Origin of the sequence: Salinivibrio sp. YCSC6 (assembly GCF_004916735.1) — a bacterium.
Taxonomy (GTDB): domain Bacteria; phylum Pseudomonadota; class Gammaproteobacteria; order Enterobacterales; family Vibrionaceae; genus Salinivibrio; species Salinivibrio proteolyticus.
This window is the reverse complement of record NZ_CP039516.1, coordinates 1,653,304-1,674,495: the sequence shown is the minus strand read 5'-3', so window position 1 is coordinate 1,674,495 and position 21,192 is coordinate 1,653,304. Positions and strand designations below refer to the sequence as shown.

Annotated in this window: 19 protein-coding genes and 1 tRNA gene; 11 read left to right on the top strand and 9 right to left on the bottom strand. The window is 51.9% G+C overall.

Annotation, left to right across the window (positions count from 1 at the left end):
- Positions 1 to 45: 45 nt before the first annotated feature.
- Positions 46 to 501, bottom strand: a complete 456-nt coding sequence (locus tag E8E00_RS07685) for a methylglyoxal synthase (RefSeq protein WP_096628068.1) — start codon at positions 499 to 501, stop codon at positions 46 to 48.
- Between the two features lie 317 nt (positions 502 to 818).
- Between E8E00_RS07685 and E8E00_RS07680 the strand changes: the two genes are divergently transcribed.
- Together E8E00_RS07680 and E8E00_RS07675 are read left to right on the top strand one after the other, a co-directional pair.
- The gene (locus E8E00_RS07680) at positions 819 to 1,304 is read left to right on the top strand and encodes a hypothetical protein (RefSeq protein ID WP_096628071.1); all 486 of its coding nucleotides are present in this window, start codon (positions 819 to 821) and stop codon (positions 1,302 to 1,304) included.
- Between the two features lie 29 nt (positions 1,305 to 1,333).
- Positions 1,334 to 2,449 carry an endonuclease/exonuclease/phosphatase family protein gene (locus E8E00_RS07675; protein WP_096628074.1) on the top strand — a complete coding sequence of 372 codons (1,116 nt, stop codon included), beginning with the start codon at positions 1,334 to 1,336 and terminating at the stop codon, positions 2,447 to 2,449.
- Here the strand turns inward: E8E00_RS07675 and E8E00_RS07670 are convergent.
- Both E8E00_RS07670 and E8E00_RS07665 read right to left on the bottom strand, forming a co-directional pair.
- A complete protein-coding gene (locus E8E00_RS07670; protein WP_096628077.1) occupies positions 2,446 to 3,318 on the bottom strand; it encodes a ferric iron reductase in 873 nt (290 codons plus the stop codon). The two genes, E8E00_RS07675 and E8E00_RS07670, sit on opposite strands and share 4 nt — an antisense overlap.
- Before the next feature lie 198 nt (positions 3,319 to 3,516).
- Positions 3,517 to 4,128, bottom strand: a complete 612-nt coding sequence (locus E8E00_RS07665; RefSeq protein ID WP_077662922.1) for a YitT family protein — start codon at positions 4,126 to 4,128, stop codon at positions 3,517 to 3,519.
- A 229-nt stretch (positions 4,129 to 4,357) separates the two neighbouring features.
- Here E8E00_RS07665 and E8E00_RS07660 point away from each other — a divergent pair, with 229 nt between their 5' ends.
- The 5 genes from E8E00_RS07660 to E8E00_RS07640 all read left to right on the top strand — a co-directional run bounded on the left by E8E00_RS07660 (position 4,358) and on the right by E8E00_RS07640 (position 10,726).
- Positions 4,358 to 5,071 (top strand): GntR family transcriptional regulator, encoded by a 714-nt coding sequence (locus tag E8E00_RS07660; protein ID WP_077640358.1) that lies wholly within the window; start codon positions 4,358 to 4,360, stop codon positions 5,069 to 5,071.
- 70 nt (positions 5,072 to 5,141) lie between these two features.
- The gene (prpB, locus tag E8E00_RS07655) at positions 5,142 to 6,011 is read left to right on the top strand and encodes a methylisocitrate lyase (protein WP_096628080.1); all 870 of its coding nucleotides are present in this window, start codon (positions 5,142 to 5,144) and stop codon (positions 6,009 to 6,011) included.
- A gap of 114 nt (positions 6,012 to 6,125) precedes the next feature.
- Positions 6,126 to 7,277, top strand: a complete 1,152-nt coding sequence (prpC, locus tag E8E00_RS07650) for a 2-methylcitrate synthase (protein WP_096628083.1) — start codon at positions 6,126 to 6,128, stop codon at positions 7,275 to 7,277.
- Positions 7,278 to 7,320: 43 nt separating this feature from the next.
- Entirely contained in the window at positions 7,321 to 8,772 is a 1,452-nt protein-coding gene (locus E8E00_RS07645; RefSeq protein ID WP_096628086.1) for a bifunctional 2-methylcitrate dehydratase/aconitate hydratase, read from the top strand.
- Between the two features lie 22 nt (positions 8,773 to 8,794).
- A complete protein-coding gene (locus tag E8E00_RS07640) occupies positions 8,795 to 10,726 on the top strand; it encodes a propionyl-CoA synthetase (protein ID WP_305794207.1) in 1,932 nt (643 codons plus the stop codon).
- 65 nt (positions 10,727 to 10,791) lie between these two features.
- Here the strand turns inward: E8E00_RS07640 and E8E00_RS07635 are convergent, their stop codons facing one another.
- From E8E00_RS07635 to E8E00_RS07625, 3 genes are all read right to left on the bottom strand, one after another.
- On the bottom strand, positions 10,792 to 11,751 hold the full coding sequence (locus tag E8E00_RS07635; protein WP_096628092.1) for a sensor domain-containing diguanylate cyclase: 960 nt from the start codon (positions 11,749 to 11,751) through the stop codon (positions 10,792 to 10,794).
- Between the two features lie 112 nt (positions 11,752 to 11,863).
- Positions 11,864 to 13,051 carry a class I SAM-dependent methyltransferase gene (locus E8E00_RS07630; RefSeq protein ID WP_096628095.1) on the bottom strand — a complete coding sequence of 396 codons (1,188 nt, stop codon included), beginning with the start codon at positions 13,049 to 13,051 and terminating at the stop codon, positions 11,864 to 11,866.
- Between the two features lie 188 nt (positions 13,052 to 13,239).
- Positions 13,240 to 14,616 carry a methyl-accepting chemotaxis protein gene (locus tag E8E00_RS07625; protein WP_069588350.1) on the bottom strand — a complete coding sequence of 459 codons (1,377 nt, stop codon included), beginning with the start codon at positions 14,614 to 14,616 and terminating at the stop codon, positions 13,240 to 13,242.
- An 80-nt stretch (positions 14,617 to 14,696) separates the two neighbouring features.
- Between E8E00_RS07625 and yccX the strand changes: the two genes are divergently transcribed.
- Positions 14,697 to 14,969 (top strand): acylphosphatase, encoded by a 273-nt coding sequence (gene yccX, locus E8E00_RS07620; RefSeq protein ID WP_069588352.1) that lies wholly within the window; start codon positions 14,697 to 14,699, stop codon positions 14,967 to 14,969.
- A 29-nt stretch (positions 14,970 to 14,998) separates the two neighbouring features.
- On the opposite strand, the gene E8E00_RS07615 is transcribed toward yccX, so the two are convergent.
- The 3 genes from E8E00_RS07615 to E8E00_RS07605 all read right to left on the bottom strand — a co-directional run bounded on the left by E8E00_RS07615 (position 14,999) and on the right by E8E00_RS07605 (position 17,668).
- Complete coding sequence (locus E8E00_RS07615; RefSeq protein ID WP_069588353.1) at positions 14,999 to 15,328, bottom strand: TusE/DsrC/DsvC family sulfur relay protein; 330 nt, start codon at positions 15,326 to 15,328, stop codon at positions 14,999 to 15,001.
- A 192-nt stretch (positions 15,329 to 15,520) separates the two neighbouring features.
- A complete protein-coding gene (locus E8E00_RS07610; protein WP_069588355.1) occupies positions 15,521 to 16,189 on the bottom strand; it encodes a Bax inhibitor-1/YccA family protein in 669 nt (222 codons plus the stop codon).
- A 207-nt stretch (positions 16,190 to 16,396) separates the two neighbouring features.
- On the bottom strand, positions 16,397 to 17,668 hold the full coding sequence (locus E8E00_RS07605) for an NRAMP family divalent metal transporter (protein WP_077640252.1): 1,272 nt from the start codon (positions 17,666 to 17,668) through the stop codon (positions 16,397 to 16,399).
- 443 nt (positions 17,669 to 18,111) lie between these two features.
- Here E8E00_RS07605 and E8E00_RS07600 point away from each other — a divergent pair, with 443 nt between their 5' ends.
- The 3 genes from E8E00_RS07600 to E8E00_RS07590 all read left to right on the top strand — a co-directional run bounded on the left by E8E00_RS07600 (position 18,112) and on the right by E8E00_RS07590 (position 21,123).
- Entirely contained in the window at positions 18,112 to 19,320 is a 1,209-nt protein-coding gene (locus tag E8E00_RS07600; RefSeq protein ID WP_069588359.1) for a NupC/NupG family nucleoside CNT transporter, read from the top strand.
- Between the two features lie 179 nt (positions 19,321 to 19,499).
- Positions 19,500 to 19,590, top strand: a tRNA-Ser gene (locus tag E8E00_RS07595).
- A 471-nt stretch (positions 19,591 to 20,061) separates the two neighbouring features.
- Positions 20,062 to 21,123: a hypothetical protein gene (locus tag E8E00_RS07590; protein WP_096628098.1), complete on the top strand. Its 1,062-nt coding sequence runs from the start codon at positions 20,062 to 20,064 to the stop codon at positions 21,121 to 21,123.
- Positions 21,124 to 21,192: the final 69 nt, after the last annotated feature.

The following is a 21,192-nucleotide window of genomic DNA, read 5'->3' as shown; positions in this document are numbered from 1 at the left end:
GTCATAGACGACATTAGTCATCGACGGACAGTGCGGGGTAAAAGATTACAAGCGCTCGTCTAAATAAGCTTGATAATCAGGGATTTGAATATTCACTTCTTGACCAAATAGTGGTGAGGTAATCAAAAAGCTTGCGGTGGCGCGATTGGTGGCAACGGGAATATTCCATACGGTGCTGACACGCAGTAGCGCTTTGACATCTGGATCATGCGGGACGGCATTGAGCGGATCCCAAAAGAAAATCATCGCATCGATTTTTTGTTCAGAGATCATGGCACCCAGTTGCTGATCACCGCCCATAGGGCCACTAATCAATGGTGTGATCGTTAATCCAGTTTCGCGCGCAAGAATATGCCCCGTGGTGCCGGTCGCATAAAGCTCATGCTGACTGAGCACATCTTGGTGTTCTTTCACCCACTCACTCAAGGCGTCTTTGTAGTGATCGTGCGCCACTAATGCAACGTGTTTGCGCGCGGACATGGTGCGAGACGTTTGTTTCATGCTGCTTCCTATTTAAAACATGGCGGTTTAACGTCAAACTGCGTTTAGCAGGGTGTTATCGAAGCCTAATTCAATCCGGTAGTGAAATATAGCGTACCGCTGACAAAACCTTGGCATAGCACTGTTTAGAGTGTCACATAATAAGAAAAAACTGACGCATTCAATGAAAAACGTCAGGATTTTCAGTCACAAGTTAACCAAGCACGCAAAAGTAGCGCGACAACCCATCGAAGTGGCAACAAAAAGGCTACAGTTAACTAACAAGGCAAAGGAAGTGCCTAGTCATGCAGGAGAGTTTATGAGCAAGGAGTACGCGTATGTGGGTGACACTGGATTTTGAAGCATCCGGTTTGTCGTTATCGTCTTATCCCATCGAAGTGGGATACGTGTTGCCAAATGGCGACAGCAACAGTTTTTTGATTGACCCTTCCACCGCCAGTGGCCACTGGAATCACTGGGACAAAGAAGCCGAAACCCGAATACATGGGATCTCGCGTGAACGCCTTTTTAGCGAAGGCATCAGTGTGCTCGATGTATGCCAGCATCTCAACCAGACCCTCGCGCCTTTTGATCATGTTTTGTGCGACAGTCAATGGGATCTGTTTTGGATGGGGCGGCTTTACAAAGCCTGCTACATGCGCCCTTCATTCACCCTAATGGAGGTGAATCAGTGGCTAAAAAAGCACAGTGATCTCGATCGGCGTGACTTTAGCCGCGAAATGGAGGCGTTGGGGCCAGCACCGCATCGTGCTGAAGAAGATGCGCGACAAATTCGTCGTGCCCTCGATAGCTTGTTAAAATAGCCCATCATGTAGCGCATTGTTGGGATGTTATGACAGCACCTTCAACCCTTAGGTTGGCACAATTCAACCTGTCTCTAGCGGGACGTCAGGCCGGCGAGATCAAAGCAAAGATGTTAGCGCCCACCCCCAGCCGGCAAATTAAAAACCTCGCCGCGACCTTACAACGTGTGCGCCCCGATGTGGTGGTGCTTTGCGAGTTTGATCATCCAGGTGATGGCGGTGATGATGGGGCGCTCGCCTCATTTTGTGAGCGGCATTTGGCTGAATCGCAACACGGTGACATGCCGATTGATTATCCGTATCGCTACTTGCCCGCCACCAACACAGGGTTAAAACTCACGGTGCCGGTCAGTAAACATCAACACTTAACGAATGCCCAGCAGTGTCATGGCTTTGGCGACTATCATGGTCAATTTGGCTATGTGATTTTATCGCGTTACCCCATCGAAGATGATGCGATTCGCACTTGGCAGCACTTTGCGTGGCATCAATTACCTCACCATCAACTTCCTGCGGACTATTACACTGAACAAGCACAACAGGCGCTTCGTCTCGCCTCGAAAAACTTGGTTTCAGTGCCGATTTTGGTTGGTGATGAACGAGTACAGGTGGTGGCGTGTCATCCCACACCGCCCGTGTTTGATGGGCCAGAAAAGCGTAATTGGCGGCGCAACAGTGATGAAATTCACCAACTGATTGGTCTTTTGGATAACGCGGATTGGTTGGTGGACGACAAGGGCGCTCACGGCGGACTTTCTCCCAAGACACCGTTTGTGGTGATTGGCGATTTAAATGCAGACCCGAGCTACGGTGATGGGGATAAGCAAGCCATTGGCGCCTTGCTTCACCATCCGCGAGTGCATCCCGAGGTTGCTATCGGCACGCAGGTGCCAAAAAGTGACGCGGCTCAGTCTCACGCGTTTCGCTTTATCGAAGGGAAAGGACGGGCAATTGCTACCCATAACGGTGGGTTACGTCTCGATTATGTCCTACCTTCGCGTGAGCTCGCGGTGATAGCCTCCGGCGTATTTTGGCCTGCCCCTGATGATGCCGACTACCCACTGATTTGTGATAAAAACGGCCAAGAGCATGCGCGTGCTCACTCCGATCATCGTCTTGTTTGGGTCGATGTGGCGCTGAGTTAGCGAGGCTGCGTATCCAGCGCCACGCCTTCACGCTGACACGCAACTTCTGCGAGGCGCTTAGCTTGTTCGTCAGGCTTTAAAAAACAGCAGGTTGAACAATAACTGTGTTCATCCACGGTAAAGATCCGGCAGCAGCCGCCGCGCAAACGGAAGCTGTGGGTTTGTAATACGGTTTGCGTGTCGTTCGGATCGTAGACGGTGACATCGTGAAAACCACTGCGCTTGCTATAAAGCGGGGTGCCGCGTTGATGGACGATCGACAGCGCGGCGTCACGTGCGGCCTGCTCGCAATCACGATGTTTACCCACCATCAAAAAGGCAATACAGATTGAATCGGCAACCACTTTCCAAAGTGGCCCCTCACGCATACCGCTTTGTTCCGCGACCGCATCGACGATGGGTGAAAAGTGGCGTAACAACGCGCCGTGCAAAATAGTTAGCCACTCTTCTGTCGCGGGTTGTTTCCAGCCAATCAAGGCATTGAGATAAAAATGTGGCTTGTGATACACCAGCTCCTTGCCATTCGGTTTAGTGACGCGGGTAGGTTGGTATTTAACGTGCCAGTTATCTAAGTCCAGCGAGGGGAGCTGTCCAGCCTGAAGCCAGCTAGCCAGCACCGGAAGCAAAAACTCATAGGCATAGGCACCGATAAAAAGCGTGCCTTGAGCGCGGCTATCGGCATTGCCATAGGTCGAGTTTACCGCGGCAAAACATTGTGCGAGACCTTGTGGTGTGGTGAGTTGTTCCCGAAGCGACACGCCTTGCACATCATCAGGGATCACTGACAAGCCTAAAGCAGTGGGAAAAGGGGACAGTGCAACCGCGGCAGGCAGTTGTGGTGTGTCAAAGCTAGGATCGGCCGCGTTCATCAACACTCCTTATGATTGGCGCCTAAAAGGCGAAATTTAGCATGTGCAGCAATCAATTGTAAGAGTGATTCGTATTTAGATATCGAGGCGATATCGTAACGATTGGGGACAAGGTGTCGCAGAGGAAGTGATTGAAAAAAGAGGCGGAAGGCCGCCTCTATCTATATTTATCTGTGTTTTCCGTGTCAGTCACGCCCGCTATGCGGCTTGGGGTGGCTGAACTTGGTAGCGTCCGGGTTTATGGTTCATAGCAAGGACGAGATTGGTCGTGATCGCGGCAGCGACCGATAAGCCAATTAGCCAAGGCTCGACCACCAGCAGTGATAAGATCACAATCGAGCAATCCAGCGCCATTTGCACTTTTCCGGCACGGATGCCAAACCGTTGCTGTAAAAACAGCGCTAAGGTGTTAAATCCACCCAAACTACACTGATGGCGGAACATCACTAGCATGCCCATGCCGATTAGCCCGCCGCCAAATAGCGCGGCATAAACAGGATGAATGGTGTTGATGGTTAGCACTGCAGTTAAGTGATCGGCGCAAAATGAGACGATGCTGACCGCAACCAAGGTACTTAAGGTAAAGCGTTTCCCCATTTGGGTGTAGGCGAGCCAATAAAAAGGCAGGTTGATCACGAAGAAAAGCTCACCAAAACTGAAGTCAGTGACTCGCTGTAAAAACAGCGCTAATCCAGCGGTGCCGCCGGTCAATAACCCTACTTGGTTGAAAAAGAAGATGCCGAGTGACACCAAACTACTGCCGATAAGCAGCGCGAGTGCGTTTTCACGCTTGGAATGATTTCTATCCATATTTGCGTTCTATCCCTATTAAAACGACCGCACTACCATACGCCGCTCTCGCAATAGGTCGAGTCAAACGCCCGTTTGATAACAAGTGAATAACAATCCAATGCGTACATTATCATTTACGTTGTGGTTTTGATCACGATAAAAAGGCGCCGCTACAGACCAAAGTCTAATCTACATTGTCTACAATCTTATTCTATTCTGGCTTTATTGAAGTTATTAGGCGGTATTTATGTCTTTATTGTCGACAAATGACCAATTTCTCGCGCAGCACGCGCAATCGTTGCCAGCTGATTCACGTGAGCCCACCAAGTCAGCCAGCCTGACCGAGCAGCTTATCGAGGCGATTGTCACCGGCACCTACCCAGCGGGCACCAAGGTATCGGAAGCGGGGTTGGCTGCTGCATTTGGCGTCAGTCGAGGGCCACTGCGCGAGGCCATGATGCGCGTTGAAGCCTTGGGGTTGGTCGAGCGCGTCCCTCATGTGGGCGCGAGAGTAGTGACACTCACACATCGACAGTTGGCTGAGATTTACGCGGTGCGAGAAGCGTTAGAAGGCATGGCCGCAAGATTGGCCTGCGCGCACATCACCGATGCGGAAATTGAGCAGCTTAGTGCGGTGCTCGACACCCACCATGCCTATATCGAACGGGTGGAAGGGGCGGCCTACTTTCACCAACAAGGCGATTTTGATTTTCACTATTGCATCATCAAAGCCAGCCATAACCAGAAACTGATCAACCTGTTGTGTGGTGAGTTGTATCACCTCTTGCGGATGTACCGGTTTCAATCGCCGCGGGCGCATTCTCGCCCTAAGCAGGCGCTGCAAGAGCACATGCAAATTTTAGCGGCAATTCGCGAGCGCGATGCCGAGCTGGCGGAAATGCTGATGCGTCGACATATTCAGCGCAGTCGCCAACTGATTGAACAGCAAATTACCGATTAACTAACACGCTATTGGCTACAAAATGCCGGCGGTTAAACCCGCTAAGCCATGAGTTCACAAGGAGAATGCTATGAGTGCAGGTGCACGTTTTCGCCAAGCGGTACGCAACAATATCCCGCTGCAAGTCGTCGGCACAATTAACCCCTATTGCGCCATGATGGCAGAGCAGGTGGGGCATCAAGCCATTTATCTATCCGGAGGTGGGATTGCTAACGCCTCTTACGGCTTACCGGATTTGGGGATCACGACTCTCAACGATGTGTTGGAAGATGTTCGCCGGATCACCGCAGCGACCGACGTGCCCTTGCTGGTGGATATTGATACCGGTTTTGGCGGCGCGCTCAATATTGCTCGCACTATTCGTGAAATGGAGCGTGCCGGCGCGGGTGCGGTGCATATGGAAGATCAAGTGGCGCAAAAGCGCTGCGGTCATCGTCCCAACAAAGAAATTGTCAGCCAAGCTGAAATGGTCGATCGCATTAAAGCGGCGGTGGACGCGCGCACCGATCCTGAGTTTGTGATCATGGCGCGCACCGATGCGTTGGCGGTGGAAGGCATGGACAGTGCCGTCGCCCGCGCCAGAGCGTACGTAGAAGCGGGAGCGGACATGATTTTCCCCGAAGCCATGCAAACGCTCGAGCAGTACCAAGCCTTTGTCGAGCAAGTAAAGGTGCCGGTATTGGCCAATATCACCGAGTTTGGTCAAACCCCACTGTTTACCAGTCAAGAACTAGCGAGCGTGGGGGTCAGCATGGTGTTGTATCCGCTCTCTGCATTTCGTGCTATGAACCAAGCCGCCCTCAATGTGTATCAACACCTGCTGGAGGATGGCCACCAGAAAAACGTGGTCGACGCCATGCAAACCCGTGATGCGCTCTATGACTTCTTGGGGTATCACGCCTACGAACAGCAATTGGATCGCCTATTTGGCAAAGAGTGATCACAGACGCACACCCACGGTGTGAAAACGTCGGTTACACCACTGGAATTATCATCACGTTCACGGATTCATGCAGCGGTTGAATCTGATGGCATCAAAGGAAAGGAGCCAATCATGACAAATGTCGCCGTCGCACCTAACGAGAAACCAACCTCTGGCGCAGGCCTGCGTGGCCAAAGTGCCGGCACCACCGCCTTGTGTACGGTCGGGCAAACCGGCACTGGATTAACCTACCGGGGTTATGACATTACCGATTTAGCCAATCACGCCCAATTTGAGGAAGTGGCGTACCTGCTACTCAAAGGCCAACTCCCCAATCGCCAAGCACTGGCTGACTACACCGAAACCTTGGTTGGCAAGCGGGGACTGCCTGACGCCTTAAAAGCGGTGTTGGAACGGATCCCGGCCAATGCGCATCCCATGGATGTGATGCGTACTGGCTGCTCGATGCTGGGTAATTTGGATCAAGAAACCGACTTTAGTGAGCAAGCGGATAAAACCGATACGCTGTTGGCGATGTTACCGGCCATTATCTGCTATTGGTATCGCTATTCGCATGATGGCGTGCGAGTCGATACCTATCAGCCAGAGGTGAAAAGCATTGGTGGTTACTTCCTCAAAATGCTCACTGATGAAACGCCGTCGCCACTGCATGAATCTGTGATGCATTGCTCGCTGGTGCTGTATGCCGAGCATGAGTTCAATGCCTCGACCTTTACCGCCCGTGTGTGCGCGTCCACCTTGTCCGATTTGCACTCTTGCATTACCGCGGCCATCGGCAGCTTGCGCGGCCCATTGCATGGTGGTGCCAATGAAGCGGCGATGGCGATGCTAGAACAATGGCGCACACCTGACGAAGCCGAAGCAGGATTAATGCAAATGCTCGCCAATAAAGACAAGGTGATGGGCTTTGGGCATGCGATTTATCGTGAGTCCGACCCCCGCAATGCGCTTATCAAACATTGGTCGGAACAGCTGGCGAAAAACGCACCAGACGCTTGGCTGTACGACGTGTCTGAACGGATTGAACAAGTGATGAAGCGCGAGAAAGGCTTGTTCCCCAATGCCGATTTCTATCACGCATCGGCCTATCACTTTATGGGGATCCCGACCAAGTTGTTTACCCCGATTTTTGTGATGAGCCGAGTAACGGGCTGGGCGGCGCATGTCTTTGAGCAGCGCGCTAATAACCGCATTATTCGCCCAAGTGCCGATTACGACGGCCCTGAACACCAAGATTGGCTACCTATCGATCAGCGCTCTTAATCAGCGCGCATTCACCCGATTGAAATCACAGAAGGAATTGACCATGAGCAACAACGTAGAACTGAACCAGCGCCCTGACCCTGATGCCTTATTGGTGCAAATTGCTGACTATGTCGATAGCACGCCGATTACCTCAGCAGAGGCCTACAACACCGCACGCAACTGTTTGATGGATACCCTTGGCTGTGGCTTGCTGGCGCTACGTTTCCCTGAATGTACCAAACACTTAGGGCCACTGGTGCCGGGCACCACAGTACGCCACGGGGCGCGGGTACCGGGCACCTCTCACGAGCTTGATCCGGTCACCGCCGCGTTTAACATCGGTTGTATTATTCGCTGGCTCGATTTTAACGATACTTGGCTCGCCGCCGAGTGGGGCCATCCGTCTGATAACTTGGGCGGAATTTTGGCTACCGCCGATTATTTAAGCCGCGTGGCCGTGGCCGAAGGCAAACCACCACTCACCATGCGCGATGTATTGACTGCGATGATCAAAGCGCATGAGATCCAAGGCGTGCTGGCCCTTGAGAATAGCTTTAACCGCGTCGGGCTCGATCACGTCTTATTAGTGCGCGTGGCATCAACAGCCGTGGTCACCAAAATGCTGGGCGGTAATCGCGATCAGATCATTGATGCCGTTTCACAAGCTTGGGTGGATGGCTGTGCGCTGCGCACCTACCGCCATGCGCCAAACGCCGGTTCACGCAAATCGTGGGCGGCGGGCGATGCTACCTCTCGCGCGGTGCGGTTGGCGATGATCACCATGAAAGGCGAGATGGGCTTGCCGTCGGTGCTCAGCGCACCTAAGTGGGGCTATTACGATGTGCTATTTAACGGCAACGCTTTTAGTGTCAAACAAGACTTTGCCAGCTACGTAATGGAAAACGTGCTGTTTAAGATTTCCTTCCCTGCTGAGTTTCATGCTCAAACCGCGGTGGAAGTGGCGGTGACCTTGCATTCACAGGTGAAAGACCGGGTGGATGAGATTGAACGTATTGAAATCACCACCCATGAATCGGCCATTCGCATCATTTCTAAAGAAGGGGAGTTGGCTAACCCAGCTGACCGTGACCACTGCCTGCAATATATGGTGGCAGTACCGCTGCTATACGGCAATCTAGTGGCCGAGCACTATGAAGACGCCTTCCATCACGCCGACCCGCGTATTGATGCGCTACGGCAAAAAATGGTGATAAAAGAAGACCCACGCTATAGCGCGGAATACCTAGAAGCCGACAAGCGCTCGATTGCCAATGCGATCCAAATCTTCTTTACCGATGGCAGCAGCACTGAACAAGTCGCCGTGGAATATCCTATTGGTCATCGCCGTCGTCGCGAAGAAGGGATCCCCGTGCTGGAGCAAAAATTCCGCACCAACTTGGCGACCCGTTTCCCGCGCGCACAGAGTGAAAAAATCGTTGCCTTGTGTAGCGATCAGGCCGCGCTGGAGAAAACCCCGGTGCACGAATTTATGTCGCTGTTTGTGATTAACTAAGCACGCGGAATGAATCCATTGCTTGCAAACGTATCGCCCGCCAAGGGTGGGCGATAAGGAGCCGCTTATGCAAGAAGCAAGTTACCAACACCATGCGGATTGGGCCAGTCGTGACCCCGAGGGATTTTGGCAGGCACAGGCCAAGCAGCTCGATTGGTTTACCTTTCCACAAACTATTCTTAGCAAAGACGATAATGGCATTGAGCGCTGGTTTGCCGATGGCACCATGAATACCGCTTATATGGCACTCGATGCGCATGTTGAACAAGGTCGGGGCGAACAAACCGCGCTTATTTACGACTCACCGGTTACTGACAAAAAAACTACCTACACTTATGCCGCGTTGCGTGACTACGTGGCGAAAGTTGCTGGCATGCTTGCAGGCTTAGGGGTTGAAAAGGGGGATCGCGTGGTGATTTATATGCCCATGATCCCTGAAGCCACCGTGGCGATGCTCGCGTGTGCACGGCTTGGTGCGATCCATTCGGTGGTGTTTGGTGGTTTTGCCCCGAACGAGCTGGCCGTACGGATTGAAGATGCGGAGCCTAAAGTGGTACTCACCGCCTCATGCGGGATCGAGGGCGCGAAAACCTTGGCCTATAAGCCGATGGTTGATCAGGCCATCATGGACAGTCGCTACAAACCCGACCATGTGGTGGTCTATCAGCGTGCGATGTGTCGTTCTAATTTAGACAATCCGCGTGATGCTGATTGGGCGTCGCTCTTAGCTGAAGCCACCCCTGCGGCGCCGGTGCCCGTCAATGCCACCGATCCTTTATATATCCTCTATACATCCGGCACCACGGGCAAACCCAAAGGCGTAGTGCGTGACAATGGCGGCCACGCGGTGGCGATGAAGTACAGCATGAGCGCGATTTACAACGTCAAACCCGGTGAAGTGTTTTGGGCCGCATCGGATGTCGGCTGGGTAGTGGGCCACTCGTATATTGTGTATGCCCCTTTGCTACACGGCTGCACCACGGTGATGTTTGAAGGCAAGCCAGTCGGTACACCGGATGCGGGAGCGTTTTGGCGTGTATGTGATGAGTATAACGTCAGCATCTTATTCTCGGCGCCTACCGCCTTTCGGGCGATTAAAAAGCAAGACCCAAATGGTGAGCACCTTGCGCGCTATCCGATGACATCTTTACGTACGGTGTTTATGGCCGGCGAGCGGCTTGATCCACCGACATTGGCGTGGGTGGAAGAAAAGACCCAGCGACCCGTGGTGGATCACTGGTGGCAAACCGAAACTGGCTGGGCGATTGCAGGCAATCCATTGGGGTTAACCTGCTTTGCGACCAAGCCTGGATCGGCAACCATGCCAAGTCCTGGCTATCAGGTGTGTATTCTCGATGAAATGGGCGATCCTGCCGCACCAAACCAGCAAGGGTACATTGCCGTGAAGCGTCCTCTGCCGCCCAGCTGCCTGCCGACGGTGTGGCGCAACCACGATCGCTTTGAATCTGGCTATCTTAGCCAATTCCCCGGCTACTATGTTTCGGGTGATGGCGGCTACATGGACGAAGATGGCTACGTATTTGTGATGGGACGGATTGATGATGTGATTAACGTCGCGGGCCACCGCTTATCGACCGGCGAAATGGAAGAGGTGTTAGGCAGCCATGAAGCGGTCGCCGAATGTGCGGTGGTGGGCATGCACGATGAGCTCAAAGGCCAATTGCCGCTCGGCTTGGTGGTACTGAAAGACGGTTTTGTCTCAGTGAGTGGCGAGATAGAACGGGAGTTGGTGCAGCGTGTGCGGGATCAAATTGGCGCGATCGCTTGCTTTAAACACGCGGTTATCGTGGAGAAGTTGCCTAAAACACGCTCAGGTAAAATCTTGCGTCGTATTATCCGTCAGATGGCGGATGGCGAATCTTACCAAGTCCCCTCGACGATTGACGATCCGAGCAGTTTGGAGACCATTGCAGCGGCGCTGTCTTCTTCCTAATAGGGATAGGCAGGCATTCGCACGTGTATTAACGCAAAGCGGGGTGTTACACCCCGCTTTTTGGCTTACATCTTGGCATTTTTTTGCTGGTACATCTTGGTGTCGGCTTCATCCAGTAGGTCATCCAAGCTGCGCGGCGTCGACATGGAACTGGTCGCCACGCCATAACTGAATGAGATAGGGTAGGTGTGGCGATTGATTTGATTAAACCGCTCCACCACACCGGCAAAACGGTCGAGTGCTTGCTCGGCGGCTTCACGCCCAGCACCGGAGAGAAACACCACAAACTCATCGCCACCAAACCGCGCAAACACATCGGATTCGCGCATGTTGGCGCGCAGCAGATTAGCCATATGACGAAGGGCGATATCCCCTTCAGAATGACCATAAGTATCATTGATGATTTTAAAATCGTTTAAATCGATGAATGCGAGTGAATACGGCGAATTCATGCGCTGACAGTGCTGTACGGCGCGACTGGCTAGCTGCATAAAGCCGCGTCGATTAGATATTCCCGTGAGATCATCGGTATATGCGGTTTGCGCTGAGGAGAGCTCACTCTCGGCGAGTAGGGCCAAATCCTTCAAAAAGCGCAGATCTTCATCGCTAAAACGGCGCGGCTTATCATCAATCACACACAGGGTGCCCATGTTGCTCCCGTCGCCGAGCGATAGCGGGTATCCGGCATAAAAGCGAATATGTGGCTCGCCTGCAACAAGGGGATTATCAGCGAAGCGTGGATCGAGGCTGGCGTCTTTCACCACAAAGGGTTGATCGCCCAAAATAGCATGACCACAAAAAGAGATATCGCGTGGCGTTTGGCGCACGTTAAGGCCAAAGCAGGATTTAAACCACTGGCGATCATCGTCAATGAGGCTGACGAGGGCGATAGGGACATCGAAAAGGCGTTTAGCTAAGCGAGTGATGCGATCAAAGCGCTCTTCGTCTTCGGTATCAAGCACGCCAGTGTCTTGTAATTTTTTGAGGCGTTGAGCTTCGTCGTTGGGCTTAATGGGGCTTAGCATCTGAACACTCCTGTCGGGTCGCTACTTACTTAAACGTAGATTCATCAGACAATTGTGTCCAGAAGTGCGGACGCGCTTTGCGCCCGTCCGCACACCAGTTAAAGACCGTGTGTTATTGCACCAAACACGCAAAGCCTTTGAGGTAAAAACCTTCTGGATATGCACTGTGAGTGGGATGGTCCGCCGCTTGTGCAAAGCGCTCAATAAACTGCACGTTTTTACCGGCATCTAATGCCGCGTCTGCCAGTATCTTTTGGAACAGGCCCGCATCCATTAAGCCCGAGCACGAATAGCTGAGCAGCACACCGCCCGGATTAAGAAGCTGCATAGCGAGCATATTAATATCTTTGTAGCCGCGACATGCGCCGGTCAGTTGGGATTTGGACTCCGCAAATTTGGGCGGATCCATCACAATCACATCAAAGCGTTCGCCTTGTTCGCGATAAGTGCGCAGCAGCTTGAACACATCGGCATTCACAAATTCCGCGCGGGTGAGATCAAAGCCGTTTCGCGCCGCATTGGCTTTCGCTTTGTCGAGCGCGGGCTGTGACACATCCACATTAGTGACCTGCTTAGCATTGCCTTTTTGCGCATACAAGCCAAAACCGCCAGTGTAGCAAAAGCAGTTTAAGACCCGTTTGCCATCCATGTATTTCACCGCTTGTTCGCGGCTATCCCGTTGGTCGAGATAAAAACCGGTTTTGTGGCCATTGGCAATATCGACTTCAATCGCCACGCCGTTTTCTTCGATGATGACGGACGCAGGCGGTTCCTCACCGTGTAAAACGCCGGTGCGCGGTTTAAGGCCTTCTTTTTTGCGAATCGCCACATCGGAACGCTCGTAGATATGGCACTCTGGAAACTCGGTACGCAGGGCAGTGACGAGGTTATCACGCTGAGCATCCGCGCCGGCGCTAAGCAATTGACACACCAAATAGTTATCGTACTTGTCGACGGTGATACCGGGGACGCCGTCAGACTCAGCGGCTAATAGGCGATAACCAGTGAGCCCATCACGCTGAGCGAGCATGGTGCGCAGCGGCTTTGCCGCACGAATACGGGCAAGGAAAAAGTCACTGTCGATGGGGGTTTTTTCAAAACACCACATGCGAACTCGAATTTGCGATTGCGGTGAATAGGCGCCTAGCCCTAAAAATTCACCTTGATGATCACAAACAGTGACCGTGTCACCCAAAGCAGGTTTTCCTTCGATGCGGGCAATGCCGCGCGAGAAAATCCAAGGATGGCGGCGTTTGATGGATTTATCGCGGCCTTTGGCGAGATACACAGTGGCAGTCATGGGCGTTCCTAACAATTTGATGGTGCAAAACACGTCAAAATGCTGAGTAAGGCACCTGCATCATGACGTGACTTGCGGATAAAGCAAAAAAGGGCGGGTATTGTCGAGCAAGGCCGGTGTCATTGCAATAAAAACGCGCCCAGAGGTGGGCGCGTGATAGGAAGCATACGGACGGTACACCAAGGGAGTTAGGTACGAAGTCCTGCCACCAAGGTTTTCAATTGCTGGGCTTGCGTGCCAAGCTCGCTGACTTCGGTCGCAGAATCTCGCAGCATTTGTGCGACTTGCGTGGACTGGCTGCGCACCTGTTCGACATCTTGTGATATCGTACTCGCCACGTTGCCTTGTTGCTCGGCGGCGGCTGCAATTTCGGTGCTGCGATCAGAAATCGTGCTGCTACGAGCGGCGATTTGGCTGATCTCGGCATCAATCTCTTGCACCGCAGCTTCGCTGGCAGACGCATTTTCGACGGTGCCCTCCATAACGCGACGCAACTCAGTGGTATGCGTTTGCAGCGACTCAATCATGGTTTGAATATCGACCGTGGACTCTTGAGTGCGGCTTGCCAAGGTGCGCACCTCATCGGCGACTACCGCAAAGCCACGCCCTTGCTCGCCGGCACGGGCAGCCTCGATCGCTGCATTCAGGGCCAATAAGTTGGTTTGCTCGCTGATGGCGTTGATGGTGGTCACCACACTGCCAATTTGCTCAGCATTTTGATTCAGTTCGGTCACCTTATCAGCGGCTTGAGCAATCTCACTGGCCAGCGCGTTAATCGCCGTCATGGTTTGCTGAACTTGTTGACGCCCTTGCTGAGCCGCCTCGGTAGCCTCTTGGGTCTGAGTAGACGTATCGGTGGCGTGGCTCGCCACTTCACGAATCGATCCCGCCATTTCCTCGGTGGCACTGGCGAGTGAATCAAGATACTGACGTTGGCTTTCACCCAGTGATTCACTTTCGTCGCTGCGCTGCTGCAGGCTCGATGACAAGCTATCCATCATCTCTGCGCTTTGCTGAATGGCTTTCACCATGTTTTGCTCACGCTCAAGCACTTTGTCGATGGTAATCGCGATCTGGCTGAACTCATCCCTTACTGGGAAGAAGTTCATTCGGTAGCTGAGTTCCCCATCTGCTAGCTTTAAGAGAGCTTGGTTCATGGTGTACATCGCGCCGCCGATAAAGGTCATGATGTAATAGGTCAACAGCGCAATCACCACTACCATGCCAAGCAGCAAGCTCCAATCGAGTGTGCCAAGGTAGGTGAACAAGGTGCCATCTGGCTGATAGTCAAGCTGTCCCGACGGCGTGAGCGTAAACCCGCTTTGCTGGTTTTGTAGTACCGTGCGTACTTCTTGCGCTGGCAAATCGTATTTCGCCACTAGGGCCTGAATGGCTTGGCCTTCCGCTTGCATGTTGGTTGCCACTCGCGTGTCCGACGCTGCATCGAGTGTCAGCGCTATCACTATCATTGCGAGGAGGGGAAGGAAAAAGATAAGGTAAAATTTTTCTTGGAGCCGAAGGTGGATGAGGTATTTATCAATCCATCGAAACGCTACTTCTTTCATGACGTAATCCTGTCAAACGACTGTCTCATGTAGCGTTATACAGATGTCATTATGCAATGGAAATACAGTGGAGGTGACCGATGTCTCAAAAATGCGTCAAGGCCTATGTTACAGGTCACGTTCAGGGCGTTGGCTTTCGTTATCACACCGCGCACGAGGCATTAAAACTGTCTTTGACTGGGTACGCGAAGAACTTGCCAGATGGACGTGTTGAGGTGTTGGCATGTGGCCGCGAAGAGTCGGTTGATGCCCTTATTGCATGGTTAGATCAAGGGCCGCCCACCGCGAGCGTGAATCAGGTTAAACACGAAGATACTGAATGGCGTTCCGTGGATGGGTTTGCCATTCAGTAGGTCATAGGACAGTCTTTAAAGCGGCCTAGTTACAAACATTTGGCGGGTTTGGGGAGGCCTGCCAATTTGGTCGCTTGTTTGGCCGGGCCTTTCGGAAAGAGCTTAAACAGGTATTTGCTGTTACCTTTTTCTGGGCCGTATTCTTTTTCCATCGATTTTACCAATAAACGCACCGCCGGTGAGGTGTTGTATTCTTGGTAAAAATGGCGGACAAAGTGGATCACTTCCCAGTGGGCCTCGGTCAGTGCAATGCCTTCTTGCTCAGCCAACAAGGGAACCAGCGCTTCGTGCCAATCGTCTACGTTTTTTAAATACCCTTGCGCATCCGTTGCAACGGTTTCACCTTCATACACCAACATAGTCTTGCCTTTGTTCGTCATCCCAGCGGATGTTCTCGCCGTTGATAAGGCTGCAAAGCATAGCGAGCGACTGGAATGAGTGCAACTGACGTTTATTGCGGACAGGTTTCTTCATCACGCTTGTGCGTGCTGCTATAAAAAAAGCCGGCAATAGCCGGCTTTGGTGGTGCATACACAATTTTTGTGTGGCACTTAGTCGTCGTTCATGATGCCAAGAATGCTCAGCAGGTGAACGAAGATGTTGAAGATATTCAAATACAGCGACACGGTGGCGCGGATGTAGTTGGTCTCGCCGCCGTTAATGATGTTGCTGGTGTCATACAGAATAAAGGCTGAGAAAATCAGTACCGCAATGGTGCTGATCGCCAAGCTCAGCGCTGGGATCTGTAGGAAGATGTTCGCAACCATCGCCACCAGTAGGGCAATCACACCGGCAACCAAGAAACCGCCCATGAAAGAGAAGTCTTTCTTCGATGTGATGGCGTAAGCCGACAGGCCAAGGAATACCATACCTGTGGTAGCAAGCGCCTGCATCACAATCCCTGGGCCACTCGACAGGCTCAGGTAATAGGTCAGTGTTGGGCCTAACGAGGCGCCCAGAAGGCCGGTGAACACGAAGGTCCACACGATACCCGCGGAGGAGTTCATAGTGCGAGGTAGCACAAAGAACACGATCGCCAACGCACCTAGGGTCATACCTAGCGACATCATTGGGCCGATGCCGACAGCGATAGCGATAAAGGCCGCGATAGCACTGGTGATCAGTGTCATCGATAGCAGTGCATACGTGTTACGTAGCACTTTGTTAGTAGATAACGCACTCTGCTGTGACTGGCTGTGCGAAACGATACGATCGTTCATAACGTTCTCCCGGTTGGGTTAACAATCCATTTCTTAATACGACAGTTATGTGGGCAGTCGTTCACTTTTTCAAGCTACCCACGTCCTTAACCTAAACCATGACTGGCTTTTATAAAGCAAATAATACCTTATCCGTGCTCAACGCCGATGGTGAAGTTGTAAAAGGATGTTAACCCAGCCCTTTAAGCGTGAACAAGGTAAACTTCGTTACATCAACCACTTCCACCAGATAAATACTGCTAAAAAGCCGAATAAATATATCAGGCCCACGATCGCCAGTGCGCGCATCGACTTACTCATGGTCACTTCAGGCGGTAAGCGGTGTTTGGTCACCAAAATATAGTTGAGCAATGCAAAGAACGGCGTGGTCACGAATGCAGCAATCATGGCGAAATCGAGCATGGTTAGCAATGCACCGGTCCAAAACGCGACAATACCGAGCGCTAACACGGCCGTGATTAACATCCAGCCTTGAGTCACCTGTGGCGAGGCTTGTGGCTGGCGACGCAATAAGCGCTGCGATTCAGACACGACCCGCGCATACCCGTCGATCACGGTAATGGTGCTGCCGAAGATACAGAAAAAAGCGACTACCGCAATCAAGTAGCGGGACCATTCACCAATCGTGGCGGCATACAGGCCAACCAATTGATGCGAAAAGCCAATCCCAGATTGCTTTAATTCAACGCCACTGCCATGCAACAGCAGGGCACCGAGCGATAGAAACACAATCGCCAATGCAGCGGTGCCGATATAGCCGACGTTAAAATCAAACAGCGCCGCTTTAGCATTAATGGGCTCAGATTGCGCTTTACGCTTTAGCCACACCGAGGTGATGCTAGAAATTTCAATCGGGGCGGGCATCCAACCCATGGTGACCACGATAAAGCCAATCGCCGTGACTGACCAAATGGACGGAGCCTGAAAATTAGGCTCAACCGCGACAGGGTTGCCGATTGCTACAGTCACCGCGACCAAGGTGGCACAGGTGAGCGTCGCCATGATCACTTTAGATAGCCAATCCAACGCCTTGTAATGGCCAGCAATTAGAATGACCAAACAAGTCATTACAATAATGATGGAAAGGGCGGTCAGGGAAAGATCAAACGGCACAAAATAGCTTAGCAGGCTGGCGCTAAATAAAGTCAGTGCGGCTGTATTGATCACGCCGGATACCGCGCTGAGCACGATAAAAAGCCACAGATACCCGCGGCCGAGGCGTGCATAGCCCTCTACTAAGGTTTCGCCGGTTCCTGCCGTGTATTGCACGCCTGCGCGGAAAAAAGGGTATTTAAAGAGATTTACCAGCAGGATTAATGCGGCCAATTGCCAACCATAAATGGCACCGGCTTTGGTTGAGGCAACCAGATGAGAGCCACCCACGGCTGCAGCGGCCATCATAATGCCCGGCCCCAAGGCGCGAACACGTTGGATCACAGATAAACGCGACCCGGCCTCATGAGGAGAGACGGTTTGCATGATTGTTTCCTTTATAATAATTGCGTTGTTGTGTTTGTTTTTATCGCTATTTGATTAATTTTATTGTCAATAGCAGGTTATCAATAACATATGAGCGATCTGTGTCAATCAATCTTGCCAAAAACCCGTCTCGCAGCCTATCCGACCATCGTCGTAGCGCTCAGTGAGCGGCTGAGAATAAAATGTGATCAAAGGCCAAATTTAGCTGGAAATGCGATTCAAATCACAATAGAATGCCCGCCCAACATGCGCTCTTCGCCAGCCCAAAGGCAAAGAGTGGCTGTGTCGCGATTCGCGGCTGAAGAAAAAGTGTCCAAGGTTGGGCCCACCTTCACCGAACCCGCGGTACGATGAAACGCATGATGGAACCTCTTGCCACCTTGGCAGCGTGTCGTACTCATCTGTACCGCAAGTGCAACACAACACGGCAAGGTATTCTATTTATGCAACTTCTCTATAGTGCGGCCGGCATCGTCGCTCTGTTTTTGTGCGCCTATGCGTTCTCCTCTAACCGTAAAGCGATCAACTGGCGTACAGTGCTTGGGGCATTTGGCCTACAAGCGGGTTTTGCCGCACTGGTGCTTTACATTCCAGTAGGACAAGCCATGCTGGGCTCTATGAGCAATGGCGCGGCGAAGCTGCTTTCATTTGCCAACGAAGGCATTGAGTTTGTATTTGGCCCTCTCGCCAACGATGGGTTTATTTTCGCTGTTAAAGTTCTGCCGCTAATCATTTTTATCAGTGCGCTGATATCCCTCCTTTATCATCTCGGCATTATGCAGTGGGTTATTAAACTTCTCGGCGGTGGCATACAGCGATTACTCGGCACCAGCCGAGCAGAGTCTCTGGTGGCAACCAGCAACATCTTTCTTTCTCAGGGCGAATCTCCTTTGGTTGTTCGCCCTTTTCTTAGCCAAATGACACGCTCTGAACTCTTCGCTGTGATGGTGGGAGGCATGGCCTCGGTCGCCGGTAGTGTGTTAGGCGGATATGCAGCGATGGGTGTCGATTTGAAATACCTGATTGCCGCGAGCTTTATGGCTGCCCCCGGCGGACTTTTGATGGCAAAAATCATTGTGCCGGAAACACAGACGCCCGCAGAACAAAACCATGTAGAGATCAGTGACAGCGACCAAGCCAATGCGATTGACGCCCTCGCCAGCGGCGCGATGAACGGCATGAAAGTCGCGGTGGCTGTGGGCACCATGCTGGTGGCCTTTATCAGCGTGATTGCGATGCTAAACGCTGGGCTGAGTAGTTTAGGTGAGTTGGTCGACATTGACGGTCTAAGCCTAGAAATGCTGTTTGGCTACCTGTTCTCACCGCTGGCACTACTCACCGGTGTACCGGTGCACGAGATCTTCACCGTGGGTAACTTACTTGGCCAGAAAATTGCGCTTAACGAGTTTGTTGCCTTCTTATCGTTTGCTGATATCAAAGCGAACTTGTCGGTGCAAAGCCAAGTTATTGTGACCTTTGCCTTGTGTGGCTTTGCGAATATCGGCTCGATTGCCATTCAGCTCGGCTCTATCGGTGCGATGGTGCCGGAGCGTCGCAAAGATGTGGCAAGCTTAGGCGTGCGCGCAGTGATTGCCGCCACCTTTGCCAACCTAATGAGTGCCGCACTGGCGGGTATTTTTATCGCGCTATAAGTACTGCGCGGTAACGAGACTCGGTTAAAGTGTCTCAGTAAAGTAGGGCGATTGGCGGCAAGCTAATCGCCTTTTGCTAGCAATATCGCCAACCTGATCACGGCTTGAGCGAACAGACCAAAAGCGGCAAATAAAGGGTTTACAAGCCACAGCGAACCCAATAATATACGCCGCGTTCCGGAGAGATGGCTGAGTGGTTGAAAGCACCGGTCTTGAAAACCGGCAAGGGTTAATAGCCCTTCTAGGGTTCAAATCCCTATCTCTCCGCCACATATCTAAAAGCCGCTGATTATTCAGCGGCTTTTTTGCATTTATGCCCCCACAAATCCCCAAACCCTGACCACGCCAACATTTTAGACGCCTCTGTCTAAACACATTACCCAGCGTTTGATAATCTAAGCCCCCTAAAATTCTCGCCCATACATGGCCTTTTGGACGCCGCCAACCAGAGGGCGGTAGCGTGGGGAATAAAGCCAATTCATTGTCGCTGTGGGCTGGTCACCTCGTTCCCACGCTCCTGCGTGGTAACGCTTGATGGGTTAGTTGGTATCGTTTCGGATGGTGTGAACGCCTCAACCTTGATAGGCGGCATGCACACTTTCGCAGGCGAGGTGATTGTTTTGATTGGTAAAATTTTCTTGATAACAGTAACTTAGACGATAAAAGATGCGTATAACGATTTTGACAAATCTAGCACGCATACTAATACAATGTTATATGTATCCACTCAGAGGGTAATCGATGCTTTACGAGGTAGATGAGAAGTCAGGTGTACTACGATCGGTAAAATCTTCGTGGATGCCGCGTGAGCTCGATATAGAGAAATATCTCATCACTAGAGAAGATGATGGCCCGCCGATTCTTTCTGAAGCTGTTTTTGGTGAGCCGTTGTTGCTTTTGAGCAACCAAGTACGAACTCGCAACAAGAAAAGAGCCGACATCCTCGCAATGGATCGAGCGGGTAACGGCGTAGTAATCGAGCTCAAGCGGGACCAAGGGCATCTTGGTGTCGAAACGCAAGCACTTCAGTATCTGGCGGATTTTTCAGCTTATTCAGGAAAGAATTTCGTTAAGAAATTTGGACAAAAGGACACGCTTTCCGAGGATATGATCCTCGGATTTGTCGGGGACAATGCCGAGATCGAAGATTTGAACCGCAACTCCCGTGTAATCTTGATGGCGAGATCCTTTGATTCAACTCTGTTCTCTATGGGGGAGTGGTTGAGCTCCAAAGGAATATCATTCCGCTGTATAACTTATTCCCCGGTAGAAATAGAAGGCAAGAAATTACTCTCATTTTCCGTGGTGTTTGATAGAGCAAACGAGGCGCTGTATCCAGTCAGTTTTGCGTCAAGTGTTCGGGAGCCCGGCTACTATTGGCACAATATTGCCAGAGCTGACCAAGATTGGTGGACATTCCTGGTAGACAATCGGCAAATTCCGGCTTGTTTCGAGGATTCGCCTGGTGATCAAGGTGAGAAGATCCTGACAAGGTACATTCCGGGTGACGTCGTCGTTGCATACGCGAAAGGGTTTGGAGCAGTTGGGTGGGGAGTCGTAACAGACCCTGTTAAATATCGGTTGATAGCAGTGGGGGATAAGGGAGACCGTTTGGATGGTAATTGCAGGCATAGGCTTCAGGTAAAGTGGAAGGCTACCGCTAAGGCTTTAAACGAGGGGATTTCACCTGAGACCGTCCGTCAGCAGTTTGGCATCTACCATCCGGTTAGCACTTCTGTTTCCATTGATTCGGAAAAGTGCCGTAGTTTAATCGAGCGCATGAATGAGAAATTCAACATATAACAAGGCCATCAAATTCGTTACGGCCACAAAAGACGTGGCCTCCACCGGACGTCCCGGTCGGGCCGCCGT

Excerpts from the sequence above, each read along its gene's own strand:
- E8E00_RS07630 (WP_096628095.1), bottom strand. The coding sequence starts at position 13,051 with ATGACTGCCACTGTGTATCTCGCCAAAGGCCGCGATAAATCCATCAAA.
- E8E00_RS07680 (WP_096628071.1), top strand. The coding sequence starts at position 819 with ATGTGGGTGACACTGGATTTTGAAGCATCCGGTTTGTCGTTATCGTCT.
- E8E00_RS07675 (WP_096628074.1), top strand. The coding sequence starts at position 1,334 with ATGACAGCACCTTCAACCCTTAGGTTGGCACAATTCAACCTGTCTCTA.
- E8E00_RS07665 (WP_077662922.1), bottom strand. The coding sequence starts at position 4,128 with ATGGATAGAAATCATTCCAAGCGTGAAAACGCACTCGCGCTGCTTATC.
- E8E00_RS07645 (WP_096628086.1), top strand. The coding sequence starts at position 7,321 with ATGAGCAACAACGTAGAACTGAACCAGCGCCCTGACCCTGATGCCTTA.
- E8E00_RS07635 (WP_096628092.1), bottom strand. The coding sequence starts at position 11,751 with ATGCTAAGCCCCATTAAGCCCAACGACGAAGCTCAACGCCTCAAAAAA.
- yccX (WP_069588352.1), top strand. The coding sequence starts at position 14,697 with ATGTCTCAAAAATGCGTCAAGGCCTATGTTACAGGTCACGTTCAGGGC.
- E8E00_RS07610 (WP_069588355.1), bottom strand. The coding sequence starts at position 16,189 with ATGAACGATCGTATCGTTTCGCACAGCCAGTCACAGCAGAGTGCGTTA.
- E8E00_RS07615 (WP_069588353.1), bottom strand. The coding sequence starts at position 15,328 with ATGTTGGTGTATGAAGGTGAAACCGTTGCAACGGATGCGCAAGGGTAT.
- E8E00_RS07605 (WP_077640252.1), bottom strand. The coding sequence starts at position 17,668 with ATGCAAACCGTCTCTCCTCATGAGGCCGGGTCGCGTTTATCTGTGATC.
- E8E00_RS07685 (WP_096628068.1), bottom strand. The coding sequence starts at position 501 with ATGAAACAAACGTCTCGCACCATGTCCGCGCGCAAACACGTTGCATTA.
- E8E00_RS07590 (WP_096628098.1), top strand. The coding sequence starts at position 20,062 with ATGCTTTACGAGGTAGATGAGAAGTCAGGTGTACTACGATCGGTAAAA.
- E8E00_RS07600 (WP_069588359.1), top strand. The coding sequence starts at position 18,112 with ATGCAACTTCTCTATAGTGCGGCCGGCATCGTCGCTCTGTTTTTGTGC.
- prpB (WP_096628080.1), top strand. The coding sequence starts at position 5,142 with ATGAGTGCAGGTGCACGTTTTCGCCAAGCGGTACGCAACAATATCCCG.
- E8E00_RS07660 (WP_077640358.1), top strand. The coding sequence starts at position 4,358 with ATGTCTTTATTGTCGACAAATGACCAATTTCTCGCGCAGCACGCGCAA.
- E8E00_RS07670 (WP_096628077.1), bottom strand. The coding sequence starts at position 3,318 with ATGAACGCGGCCGATCCTAGCTTTGACACACCACAACTGCCTGCCGCG.
- E8E00_RS07625 (WP_069588350.1), bottom strand. The coding sequence starts at position 14,616 with ATGAAAGAAGTAGCGTTTCGATGGATTGATAAATACCTCATCCACCTT.
- prpC (WP_096628083.1), top strand. The coding sequence starts at position 6,126 with ATGACAAATGTCGCCGTCGCACCTAACGAGAAACCAACCTCTGGCGCA.